Below are 11654 nucleotides of genomic sequence, written 5' to 3'. Positions count from 1 at the left end.
CAGCGAATGTTGCACAACCCCCCGATTCGCTGGGCGCTGCTCGGCGCCGTCCTGCTCGCCCTCACCTCGTGCGGCTCAGGCTCGGGCGGCGGAGAGTCCGGCGGCGAGTCCGGCAAGGTCACGTTGACCTACCGGCTCTGGGACGACCAGCAGAAGGTCGGCTACGAGAAGGTCATGGCCGCCTTCGAGAAGGCCAACCCCGGCATCGACGTCAACATCGAGCTGCTGCCGTACGACCAGTACTGGACGAAGCTCACCGCCGACGTCGTCGCGGGCACCGCGCCGGACGTGTTCTGGATGACCCCCACCCAGTTCCCCGAGTACGTCACCAAGGGCGTCCTCAGCCCGGTCCAGGTCGACGCGTCGAAGTACCACCAGACCGTCGTCGGCTCCTTCAGCTACCAGGGCAAGCTGTACGGCGTCCCCAAGGACTGGGGCATCGTCGGCTTGCTCTACAACAAGGACCTGTTCAAGAAGGCCGGCGTGGAGATGCCCGAGAAGCTGACCTGGGCGGCCGACGGCAGCGGCACCCTGCTCGACACGGCGCGCAAGCTCACCGTGGACGAGGCCGGCAAGCACCCCGGCGACGCCGGATTCGACCCCGCCAAGGTCAAGACGTACGGCTTCGCCTCCTGGAACCACTACCAGACGCAGTGGATGAACTGGGTCGTCTCGAACGGCGGCAAGCTCGTCGACAAGCCCTTCGGCAAGTACGCCTTCAACGACCCCGCGTCCGTGCAGGCGCTGCAGTTCGGGGTCAACCTGGTGAACAAGGAGCACGTCTCCCCGCCCGCCACCCAGACCAACCCGCCCACCGGCAAGGTCACCGACATGTTCAAGGCGGGCCAGGTCGCGATGTTCCCCGCCAACAACGCGCTGCTGCCGTTCGTGGCGCCCGAGGCCACGTTCGAGATGGGCGTCGCGCCCATGCCCGAGGGGCCGAAGGGCCGCTCGGTCAACCTGAACGGCCTGGCCGAGGCCGTCTACGCCAAGAGCAAGCACCCCAAGGAGGCCATGAAGCTGGCCGAATACCTCGGCACGCAGGAGCCGCAGAAGATGATGGCCGACGGCGGCTACGTCCTCCCCGCGCTCAACGGCCTCAGCCAGGGCTACGTCGACTACTGGAAGTCGAAGAAGGTCGACGTCACGCCGTTCGTGAACGAGGCCGAGGGCTCCACCTTCCCGCTGCCGATCACCACCGGCTTCACCGGCTTCGAGACGAAGCTCAACCAGATCTTCAACGAGATGTACCTCGGCAAGCTCACGCCGCAGGCCGCCGCCGACCAGGCCGTCACCGAGGGCAACGCGACCGTCAAGTAAGGAACCCCCCATGATCACCCGGCGTTCGCTCTTCGCCGGGGGCGCGAGCCTGGGCTTCTCCGCCGCACTGGGCACCCCTCCAGTGCGCGCGGCGGCCCGTCGCGCCCCTCTCTCCGACCCCTTCCAGCTCGGCGTCGCCTCGGGCGAGCCCACGCCTGACGGCGTGGTCCTGTGGACCCGGCTCGCCGTGGACCCGATCGCGCTCGACGGCCTCGGCGGCATGCCGGGCCGCCCGGTGCCGGTCCAGTGGCAGCTCGCCAAAGACGAAAATTTCCGGCATGTCGTACGGGCCGGCGTGGAGGTCGCCCGCCCCGACGCCGCCCACAGCGTCCACGTCGAGCTCGAAGGGCTCGCTCCCGGCGCCGAGTACTTCTACCGCTTCAGGGCCGAGGGCGAGATCAGCCCCGTCGGCCGCACCCTCACCGCCCCGGCCCCCGGCACCCGCGGCCGGGCGCTGAACCTGTCGTTCACCTCCTGCGCCGACTACCAGGTGGGCTGGTTCACGCCGTACCGCAGGATGGCCGAGGACCAGCCCGACCTGATCGCCTTCCTCGGCGACTACATCTACGAGTACGGCGACTACAAGTACCCGGTCCGCGACCAGGCCGGCGGCGAGTGCTTCGACCTGGCCGGATACCGGCTGCGGCACGCCCAGCACAAGGCCGACCCCGAGTCGCAGCTGGCCCACGCCATCGCCCCCTGGGTCGTGGTGTGGGACGACCACGACATCGAGAACGCCTGGGCCGGCGACGTGCCCGAGCAGCCCGACCCGCCGTTCCTCGCGCGCAGGGCCGCGGCCTTCCAGGCCTACTACGAGAACATGCCGCTGCGCCGCGCCCAGAAGCCCCATGGCTCCGCGCTCAAGCTCTACCGCAGCATCCGCTGGGGCGCGGTCGCCAACCTGCACCTGCTCGACACCCGCCAGTACCGCGACCTGTACGCGTGCACCGGCAAGAGCGGCACGATCGGCCCGGACTGCCTCGACCGCCTCGAGCCCAACCGGACGATGCTCGGCCACGACCAGGAGGCCTGGCTCGACGGCGAGCTGAAGGGCTCGCGCGCCACCTGGGACCTGCTCGGCCAGCAGGTCTTCCTCATGGAGATGGACTGGACGAACGGCGAGGGCAAGGGCTACTCGAACGAGGGCTGGGACGGCTACGTCGCCTCCCGCAACCGCCTGGCGGCCGCCATCGACACCTATAAGCGCAACGCCGTCGTGCTCACCGGCGACGTGCACTCCCACTGGGCCGGCGAGGTCAAGCGCGACTACCAGGACCCCGGGTCGAAGTCCGTCGCCGTGGAGCTGGTCACCACCTCGGTGACGAGCGCCGGCAACGGCCTGGACGAGTACCCCAACACGCAGGTCCTGCTCAATGAGAACCCGCACGTGAAGTTCTTCAACGGCCGCCGCGGCTACGTACGCACCACGATCACACAGCAGGAGATGAAGGTCGACTTCCGGTCGCTGTCGCGCGTCACCGAGCCGTACGCCCCCGCCTACACCTCCGGCTCCTTCGTCATCGAGCCGGGCGCCGCCAGACTCAACCCCGTCTGACAGGACCACCCATGCGCATCCTCACGGCCGCCACCGCGGCGGCCCTGCTCGCCCTGCCGTTCGTGCCCTTATCGAGCACCGCGGAAGCCGCCTCCGGCCCGCCGATGGGCTGGAGCAGCCGCTCGCTCGGCTGCTCGGTCTCCGAGGTGTCGGTACGCAAGGCCGCCGACGCCCTCGTGCCCCTCGTCCCGCTCGGCTACCGGTACGTCATCATCGACGACTGCTGGCTGGCGGCCCAGCGCACCGGCGGCGCCCTCGCCCCGGACGCCACCCGCTTCCCCGGCGGCATGCAGGCCCTCGCCGACTACGTGCACGGCAAGGGCATGAAGCTGGGCCTCAGCCTGTCGGCGGGCACCAAGGCGTGCTCCGGCGGCGGTCCCGGCTCCTACAAGAGTGAGGCCGCCGACGCCGAACAGGTCAAGGGCTGGGGCGTCGACTACGTCAAGTACGACTGGTGCACCGTCGCCACGGCCGACTTCCCCGGTCAGAACGTGCAGCAGATCGCCCAGGTCCTCTACCCGCGCATGCGCCAGGCCCTCGGCGACGGCGTCGTGTTCGCCATGAACAACGAGGACGGCAGCACCGTGCCGTGGCTCTGGGGCAAGGGCGCGGGCGCCACCACCTGGCGCACGAACGTCTACAACCGCCCCATCCCCGACGCCTACCCGAACATGGTGGACATCTGGGAGACCAACCAGCTCAGGGCCGAGTACGCGGGCGCGGGCAGCTGGGCCGACCCCGACCTGATCCAGGCCGGGCGCGGCGGGATGACCGAGACCGAGTACCGTACCCAGTTCACGCTCTGGGCGATGGGCGCCTCCCCGCTGATCCTCCAGGCCGACCCGGCCGCCGCGCCGCCCGCGATCGTGGCCAACCCCAAGGTCGTCGCGGTCGACCAGGACCCGCTGGGCGCGCACGGCACGTTCGTGAAGACCGACGGCTGGTACCACGTGCTGGCCAAGCCGCTGGCGGGCGGCGACCGGGCCGTCGCGCTGTTCAACGAGAGCGACCGCGCGGCCACCATCTCCACCCGCCTCGGCTCCTCGCGTTACCGGGTCGAGGAGCTGTGGAGCGGCGCGGTCGCCTCGTCCAGGGGCGAGCTGGCGGCCCAGGTTCCCGCGCACGCGGCCCTGCTCTACCGGGTGAGCGAGAGCCGCGAGCAGGCGCCGCCGCTGGTGACGTTCGAGGCCGACCCGCCGAAGTTCCTCGGTGACGACCGGCCCTCGGTGCTCGAACCGGGCAGGAGCGGCGAGATCCTGACCAGGGTCACCAACACCGGGGCCACCGCGCGCCTGCGCGACGTCGAGGTCGCGGCGCGCGTACCGGACGGGTGGCAGGTCGCCGCGCGTACGCCCGCCAGGGCCGGCAAGCTGGACGGCGGCGAGACGCTCACCGTGAAGTGGGCCGTCACCCCGCCCGCCGGCGCCGCGCCCGGCACCTACGAGCTCACGTTCACGCAGGGCACGCAGAGCGCCGTGGCCGTCGTCACCGTCGCGACGGCGCCGGGCCCGGGGCGGACCTTCCTCAGCGACGTGGCCTGGACCAGCGCCAAGAACTACTTCGGCCCGGTCGAGAAGGACACCAGCAACGGCGAGAAGGCGGCCGGCGACGGCAGGCCGATCACCATCGAGGGCGTCACGTACGCCAAGGGCCTCGGCGCCCACGCGCCCGCCGAGATCGAGTTCTACACCGCCGGGCGCTGCTCGGCCGTGGAGTTCCAGGCCGGGATCGACGACGAGGTCGGCCCGGCGGGCTCGGCCGACTTCGAGGTCTGGGCCGACGGCGGCCGGGTCGCCCACTCGGGCGTGCTCACCGGCGCCATGCCCGCCCGCAAGGTCACCGCGTCCGTCGAGGGCGCCCGATACGTCCGGCTGGTCGCGACCAACGGAGGCGACAACGCGACCTCCGACCACGCCGACTTCGCCGACGCCGCCATCACCTGCGAGTAAAAGGAGTCTGCCGTTGTTGATCGTTCCCAAGCCCGTCAAGCACGAGCCCAGGCCGGGTGCGTTCGTCCTCGACCGCGAGACCTCGCTCGCCGCCGACCCGGCGCTCGGCGAGGTGGCCGCCTGGCTGCGCGGCGAGCTCGCCCCCGTCACCGGAGGCCAGCTGCTGCCAGGGGGCTCGGGAACGATCACCCTGGCGCTCGGCGACCTGCCGCCGGAGGCGTACCGGATGACCGTCGGCGACACGGTGGAGATCGTCGCGGGCGGCCCCGCCGGCGCGTTCTACGGGGCGCAGACGTTCCGGCAGCTCCTGCCGCCCGCCGCACTCAGGAAGGCCGCGCGCGGGCCCTTCGAGGTGCCCGGCGCGTACGTCGAGGACGCGCCGAGGTTCGGGTGGCGCGGCGCCCTCCTCGACGTCGCCCGGCACTTCATGCCCAAGCGGGACGTGCTCCGCTTCATCGACCTGCTCGCCCTGCACAAGCTGAACGTCCTGCACCTGCACCTCACCGACGACCAGGGCTGGCGGATCGAGATCCGCCGCCACCCGAGGCTCACCGAGGCCGGCGCGTGGCGCAAGGAGAGCCAGACCGGCTGGAACGGCGCCATGGACGGCCGCCCGCACGGCGGCTACTACACCCAGGACGACATCAGGGAGATCGTCGCGTACGCCGCGGCCCGGCACGTCACGGTCGTCCCCGAGATCGACCTGCCGGGGCACACGCAGGCCGCCATCGCCGCCTACCCGGAGCTCGGCAACCTGGACACGCCGCTGGAGGTGCGCACGACCTGGGGCGTCGGCCACAACGTGCTCAACGTCGAGGACAGCACGATCAAGTTCTTCCAGGACGTGCTGGACGAGGTGCTCGAGCTGTTCCCCAGCCCGTACATCGTGCTCGGCGGGGACGAGTGCCGCAAGGACCAGTGGAAGGCCAGCCCGGCGGCGCAGCGGCGCATCGCCGAGCTGGGGCTGCGGGACGAGGAGGAGTTGCAGAGCTGGTTCATCCACCAGTTCGACGCCTACCTGACGGCACGCGGGCGCCGACTGGTCGGCTGGGACGAGATCCTGGAGGGCGGCCTGGCGCCCGGCGCGGTGGTCGCGTCGTGGCGCGGCGAGCTCGGCGCGGTGGCCGCCGCCAGGAGCGGCCACGACGTGATCAACTGCTCCAACACGAGCCTCTACCTCGATTACCGCCAGGGACCGGGGGAGGCGGAGCCGGTGCCGTTCGGGCCGGTGCTCACGCTGGAGGACGTCTACGCCTTCGAGCCGGTGCCGGCCGAGCTGCGCGGCGAACCCGCCGCCGCCCACGTGCTGGGCGCGCAGTGCGGCCTCTGGACGGAGCTGATCGACTCCAGCCGGCACGCCGACTACATGGCCTTCCCGCGGCTGGCGGCCTTCGCCGAGACGGTGTGGGGCTCTCCCGAACGCGACCTGGACGACTTCCTGGCCCGGCTGGCGGCGCACCTGCCCCGGCTGGACGCGCTGGGCGTGGAGTACCGGCGCGCGGAGGGACCGCTGCCCTGGCAGACGCGGCCGGGCGTGCCGGGACGCCCCGAGGACCCGGAGGGGTGGCAGGCCAAGCTCGACGCCTGGACCAGCAACCTGAGGTCCCGCTAGACCTCCACGTGACCGCCGCTGCGCCAGTAGACGTTGCCCTCCCTGGACAGCAGCTCCTCGTCCACGAGGTAGCGGCGCAGCGCCGCGTAGTCGTCGTGGAAGGCCCGCAGGGCCACGTTCACGTCCTTCTCCGGGTAGCGCACGCCGGGCTCGAAGACCGTGGCGATGTAGCGCAGCACCACCAGCCGCTTGTCGCGCCGCATCCCCATGGTCGTCAGCCGCCCGTCCACCAGGAACGTGCGCAGCACCCGCTCCTCGGCGCTCAGCTCCTCGCCCGGCTCGGCCCGCGCCCGGAGCAGCTCGCGGAAGCGCTCGGGCGTGGCCTGCCACTTGCCGCTCTCGTCACACGCCGCCAGACCGCCGGCGGCCAGCTTCCGCAGCGCCTTGGGCGGCAGGCCGTCGGTGTCGCCGAGCACCAGGGAGGCGAAGGCCCGTAACGTTTCTTCCTGATAGAGGAGCCCGAGGACGCGCCTGATCTCTTCGTCGTTCACCTCTACCATTTTGTCCCATGTTCCCAGCGCTGTTACTCGCGGTCGCCGTCGCCATCCCCGGCAACTTCCTGCTGTACGAGAAGGCCGCCGCCACCAAGGACAAGAACCCGGAGACGAACTGGGCGACCAGCGGCAAGAAGAGCGCCGACCTCGTCGTGAACCCGTGCCAGCAGGCCAAGCTCGGCCAGAGCGGCCGCACGCAGGCCAGGACGCTCACCTACACCGCGGTGCCCGACTACTCCAAGTCGGAGCAGGTGATCCTCTACGCCTCGCCCGCGGCCGCGGGCAAGGCCCTGCGTGATCTCGCAGCCGCCGCGCGCTCCTGCTCCAGACCCGGCTACCGCTACTCCGCCGTCGCTGCGGACCTCGGCGACCAGGCGCTGAAGGTCACCGGTCAGGCGTACCAGGGCAAGAAGGTCGGCGTCGGCGGCGAGCGGGCCATCGTGACCCGTCGCGCCAACGCCCTGATCCTCTACACGGTGTCCGGCGAGTGGGGCAAGCCTGCCAAGAGCGACTTCAGGCAGCAGACCAAGGACACCGGCCGCATGCTCGCGAAAGTCTGCACCATCGCCGATTGCTGATCGCGGGAAATGTCTCGATCTCGGGACACGATCATGACATGACCCCGACGAAATCCGGACGACACTGGATCGACAGGCCTGTGCCGGGGCGCCCTTGCCAGTCCGTTCCGGCACACGGCTTGTCGCTTTTCTGGGGTTGCATTGGGCTTCGGGGGCAGCCCCAGCGCCCCCGGCGCGGCGCCTCAGAGCCGGTTGAGCCCGATCACGTGCAGCACGGCGCGGCCCTCCTCGTCGGACCCCGCCAGGTCGACGTGGGCGTCGATGCCCCAGTCGCCGTCGCCGGCCGGATCCTTGATCGTCTGCCGCACCTTCCAGAGCCCGCTCTCCTCCTCGATCCGCAGCAGCGCGGGCCCGCGCGCGTCGGCGTCGGTGAAGATCTCCTCGTGGTCGGCGTAGTACGCGTCCAGCGCCGCGCCCCAGTCGACGTCGGGGGCGAGCTCCTCCAGCTCGTCCTCCTTCTCGATGGCGCAGAGCTCGACCAGCCGGAACATCGCGTTGCGCACCAGCACGCGGAAGGCCCGCGGGTTGGCCGTGACCGGGCGCACCTTGGTCTCCAGCTGGTCCTTCTGCTCCAGCGCCTCGGCCGGGTTGGTGAGCTTCTCCCACTCGTCGATGAGCGAGGAGTCGACCTGGCGGACCAGCTCGCCGAGCCACTCGATCAGATCGACGAGGTCCTCGGTCTTGAGGTGCTCGGGCACCGTGCGCGACAGCGTGCGGTAGGCGTCTGCCAGGTAACGCAGCACCGTGCCCTCGGACCTGGCCAGCTCGTAGAACTGGATGTACTCGCCGAAGGTCATGGCCCGCTCGTACATGTCGCGGATCACGGACTTGGGGCTGACCGTGTAGTCGCCCACCCACGGGTGGCCGCGCCGGTAGGTCTCGTAGGCCCCGAGCAGCAGGTCCTCCAGCGGCATCGGATACATGACCTCGGCGAGCTGCTCCATGCGCTCTTCGTACTCGATGCCGTCGGCCTTCATCTGCGCGACCGCCTCGCCGCGCGCCTTCTTCAGCTGCGCCGACAGGATCTGGCGCGGGTCGTCGAGGATCGACTCCACGATCGAGACGATGTCCAGCGCGTACGACGGCGACTCGCGGTCGAGCAGGTCGAACGCGGCCAGCGCGAACGTGGACAGCGCCTGGTTGAGCGCGAAGTCCTCCTGCAGCTCGATCGTCAGCCTGGCCCGCCGGCCCTGCTCGTCGGGCTCGGCGAACTGCTCGACGATGCCGCCCGCCAGCAGTGACCGGTAGATCGCGATGGCCTGGCTGATGTGCCGCCGCTGCCACTTGCGGTCCTCGTGGTTGTCGGTCAGCAGGTGCTTCATCGCCTGGAAGCAGTCGCCCGGCCGGTTGATCACCGCGAGCAGCATGGCGTTGCTGACCTTGAAGCGCGAGTTGAGCGGCTCCGGCTCGGCCTCCTGGAGCTTCTGGAAGGTGTCCTCGCTCCAGCCCACGAACCCCTCCGGCGGCTTCTTGCGCGCGTAGCCGCGCCGCCGCTTGGGGTCGTCGCCGATCTTGGCGAGGGCCTTGGCGTTCTCGATGTCGTGCTCGGGGGCCTGGCAGGCGACGTAGCCGATGGTGTCGAACCCGGCCCGCCCCGCCCGGCCGGCGATCTGGTGGAACTCGCGGGCGCGCAGGCGGCGCACCTTGTTGCCGTCGTACTTGGACAGCGCCGTGAACAGCACCGTCCTGATCGGCACGTTGACGCCGACGCCGAGGGTGTCGGTGCCGCAGATGACCTTCAGCAGGCCCGCCTGGGCCAGCCGTTCCACCAGGCGCCGGTACTTCGGCAGCATCCCGGCGTGGTGGACGCCGATGCCGTGGCGCACGAGCCGCGACAGCGCCCGCCCGAACCGGGTGGTGAAGCGGAACCCGCCGATCATCGCGGCGATGGCCTCCTTCTCGGCCTTCGTCGCCATATTGATGGACATCAGGGCCTGGGCCCGCTCCATGGCCGCCGCCTGCGTGAAGTGCACGACGTAGACGGGCGCCTGCCCGGTCTTGAGCATCTCCTCCAGCGTCTCGTGCAGCGGCGTCATCCGGTAGGAGTAGATCAGCGGCACCGGCCGCTCGGCGTGCTTGACCACGGCCGTCGGCCGGCCTGTGCGCCTGGTCAGGTCGCGCTCGAACATCGACACGTCGCCGAGCGTGGCCGACATCAGGATGAACTGCACGTTGGGCAGCTCCAGGATCGGCACCTGCCAAGCCCACCCGCGGTCGGGCTCGGCGTAGAAGTGGAACTCGTCCATGACGACCTGGCCGATGTCGGCCGCGGCGCCGTCGCGCAGGGCCACGTTGGCCAGGATCTCGGCGGTGCAGCAGATGATCGGCGCGCCCGGGTTGACGCTGGCGTCGCCGGTCATCATGCCGACGTTCTCGGTGCCGAAGACGGCGCACAGGTCGAAGAACTTCTCCGACACCAGCGCCTTGATCGGCGCGGTGTAGAAGGTGCGCTGGTCGCGCGTCAGCGCGGCGAAGTGGGCGCCCGCGGCCACCAGCGACTTGCCCGAACCCGTCGGCGTGGCCAGGATCAGGTTGCTGCCGGAGACGACCTCGATGAGCGCCTCCTCCTGGGCGGGATAGAGGGTGAGCCCCCGCTCGGAGTTCCATTGCACGAACGCGTCGAAGATGGCGTCCGGCTCGGCGTCGATGTCTTCGGGCAGGCGGTCAACGAGAAGGCTCACGCCCTCTATCCTGCCGAAGTTTGCCGGGTGGTCGAACCGTTCTGGTCAAGAGCGAGCTGGAACAGCACCGTGTCGATCCAGCGGCCGTGCTTGAATCCCACCGCCCGCAGCCGTCCGGACTCCTCGAACCCGAACCCCTTGTGCAGCCGCGCCGAGGCCGGGTCGCCGGAGTCGGCGATCACCGCGATCATCTGGCGGGCGGGCGTCTCACCGGTCCTCCTGATCAGCTCGCCGAGCAGCAGCTTGCCGAGCCCCCGTCCCGTGAGGCCGGGCGCCAGGTAGATCGTGTCCTCGACCGTGTGCCGGTAGGCGGGCTTGGGGCGGTACTGGGAGACGTAGGCGTATCCGGCGACCGCGCCGTCCACCTCGGCCACCAGGAACGGCAGCCCCGCGCCCACGATGCCGTCCGCCTTCGCCCGCCACGCGTCCAGCCCGAGCGGCCTCTCGTCGAACGTGGCCACGCTGTCGGTCACGTAGTGGGCATAGATGTCGGCGACGGCCGGCAGATCGGCCTCGGCAAGGTTCCGGACGTTCGTCATGGCCCACATTTTCCCCAATGGCCGGTGACAGGGGTGTTTCCGGATCCTCACGCCCGTGACCGGGGCGCCGTCATCAGCAGCCCGCCCAGCAGCGCGAGCACCGCGAGGAACGGCACGCCGCCGGGCACGAACCCGCCGACAGTGAGCGCCAGAACCCCGCCGCCGACCAGGCCGACCGCCGTGAGCGTGCCGCCCCACCCGGCCTGCCCGTACGGCAGCGCGGGCGGCGCCTCGAACCTGGCGAACCCCTTCAGCAGCGGCCACATGACCAGGCACAGCAGCCCGAACCAGACCGGCCACCCCATCAGCCAGAACGCGCTGCCCGGCCGCGGCGTGTCGATGCCCAGCAGGACCACCACCACGCCGGTGACCGCGAACAGGGCCGGCATGTGCCACAGGTACGCGGTCATGATGCGCGGGCCCGCCCAGTCCAGCAGCCGCTGCGTGGGCAGCCGCACCAGCCACGGCCGCAGCAGCGCGGCCAGGCCGACCTGCCCGATCCCGACGGCCAGCATGGCGAGGGTGGGCGGGGCCATGTTCGACACCTCGGCGCCCGGCAGGCCGATCATGCTGCCCGGGTACGGGCCGTACGCCACCAGCAGCGCCGCCGCGGCGAACCCGCCCAGGGCCAGTGCCCACGCGTGACGCAGCCGTCCCTCGGCGTAGAAGAAGCCGAGCTGGTGGACCGCCATCCAGACGAACACGATGTTCAGGTAGCCCAAGGCGTCCCAACCGGTCGAGAAGCGCATCACGTCCGTCAGCACCGCCCCGGCCGCCAGCGAGGCGGGGACCAGCAGGCCGTACCTCTCGTGCAGGCGCAGCGCGAGCGGCGTGGCCGACGACCCCCTGCTGTCGCCGCTGTTCCCCGGCAGCGTGGAGCGTCAGGCCAATCGCCTGGCACGCCACTACATCCGCATGTACGGCAC

Annotated in this window: 9 protein-coding genes; 5 read left to right on the top strand and 4 right to left on the bottom strand. The window is 70.8% G+C overall.

What is annotated here, in order from left to right; all coding sequences use genetic code 11:
- Nucleotides 1–6 precede the first annotated feature (6 nt).
- The 4 genes from AB0J64_RS26745 to AB0J64_RS26730 are packed head-to-tail and all read left to right on the top strand — an operon-like array spanning nt 7 to nt 6436.
- Nucleotides 7–1320, top strand: coding sequence for a sugar ABC transporter substrate-binding protein (locus AB0J64_RS26745; RefSeq protein ID WP_364032136.1), 1314 nt, complete (start codon nt 7–9; stop codon nt 1318–1320).
- Nucleotides 1321–1330: 10 nt separating this feature from the next.
- A complete protein-coding gene (locus tag AB0J64_RS26740; RefSeq protein ID WP_364032133.1) occupies nt 1331–2875 on the top strand; it encodes an alkaline phosphatase D family protein in 1545 nt (514 codons plus the stop codon).
- An 11-nt stretch (nt 2876–2886) separates the two neighbouring features.
- On the top strand, nt 2887–4824 hold the full coding sequence (locus tag AB0J64_RS26735; RefSeq protein ID WP_364032130.1) for an NPCBM/NEW2 domain-containing protein: 1938 nt from the start codon (nt 2887–2889) through the stop codon (nt 4822–4824).
- Nucleotides 4825–4843: 19 nt separating this feature from the next.
- A complete protein-coding gene (locus AB0J64_RS26730) occupies nt 4844–6436 on the top strand; it encodes a beta-N-acetylhexosaminidase (RefSeq protein ID WP_364032357.1) in 1593 nt (530 codons plus the stop codon).
- Here AB0J64_RS26730 and AB0J64_RS26725 read toward each other — a convergent pair.
- Nucleotides 6433–6936: a DUF2087 domain-containing protein gene (locus AB0J64_RS26725; protein WP_364032127.1), complete on the bottom strand. Its 504-nt coding sequence runs from the start codon at nt 6934–6936 to the stop codon at nt 6433–6435. The two genes, AB0J64_RS26730 and AB0J64_RS26725, sit on opposite strands and share 4 nt — an antisense overlap.
- 8 nt (nt 6937–6944) lie before the next feature.
- On the opposite strand from AB0J64_RS26725, the gene AB0J64_RS26720 reads away from it, so the two are divergent.
- Nucleotides 6945–7508, top strand: a complete 564-nt coding sequence (locus AB0J64_RS26720; RefSeq protein WP_364032124.1) for a hypothetical protein — start codon at nt 6945–6947, stop codon at nt 7506–7508.
- A 182-nt stretch (nt 7509–7690) separates the two neighbouring features.
- Here AB0J64_RS26720 and AB0J64_RS26715 read toward each other — a convergent pair whose 3' ends face one another.
- Genes AB0J64_RS26715 through AB0J64_RS26705 form a run of 3 tightly spaced genes read right to left on the bottom strand, consistent with a single transcriptional unit; the run spans nt 7691 to nt 11492 of the window.
- Entirely contained in the window at nt 7691–10198 is a 2508-nt protein-coding gene (locus tag AB0J64_RS26715; RefSeq protein WP_364032354.1) for a DUF3516 domain-containing protein, read from the bottom strand.
- On the bottom strand, nt 10195–10728 hold the full coding sequence (locus AB0J64_RS26710; protein ID WP_364032122.1) for an N-acetyltransferase family protein: 534 nt from the start codon (nt 10726–10728) through the stop codon (nt 10195–10197). Before AB0J64_RS26710 ends, AB0J64_RS26715 begins: the two co-directional genes overlap by 4 nt.
- A gap of 47 nt (nt 10729–10775) precedes the next feature.
- Entirely contained in the window at nt 10776–11492 is a 717-nt protein-coding gene (locus AB0J64_RS26705) for a hypothetical protein (protein ID WP_364032119.1), read from the bottom strand.
- Nucleotides 11493–11654 lie beyond the last annotated feature (162 nt).

Source organism: Nonomuraea sp. NPDC049695, from assembly GCF_040674955.1.
GTDB lineage: Bacteria > Actinomycetota > Actinomycetes > Streptosporangiales > Streptosporangiaceae > Nonomuraea > Nonomuraea helvata.
Note: the sequence above shows the minus strand (reverse complement) of the source record. Positions and strands in the feature narration are given on the sequence as shown.

Excerpts from the sequence above, each read along its gene's own strand:
- AB0J64_RS26720 (WP_364032124.1), top strand. The coding sequence starts at position 6,945 with ATGTTCCCAGCGCTGTTACTCGCGGTCGCCGTCGCCATCCCCGGCAAC.
- AB0J64_RS26745 (WP_364032136.1), top strand. The coding sequence starts at position 7 with ATGTTGCACAACCCCCCGATTCGCTGGGCGCTGCTCGGCGCCGTCCTG.
- AB0J64_RS26735 (WP_364032130.1), top strand. The coding sequence starts at position 2,887 with ATGCGCATCCTCACGGCCGCCACCGCGGCGGCCCTGCTCGCCCTGCCG.
- AB0J64_RS26710 (WP_364032122.1), bottom strand. The coding sequence starts at position 10,728 with ATGACGAACGTCCGGAACCTTGCCGAGGCCGATCTGCCGGCCGTCGCC.
- AB0J64_RS26725 (WP_364032127.1), bottom strand. The coding sequence starts at position 6,936 with ATGGTAGAGGTGAACGACGAAGAGATCAGGCGCGTCCTCGGGCTCCTC.
- AB0J64_RS26740 (WP_364032133.1), top strand. The coding sequence starts at position 1,331 with ATGATCACCCGGCGTTCGCTCTTCGCCGGGGGCGCGAGCCTGGGCTTC.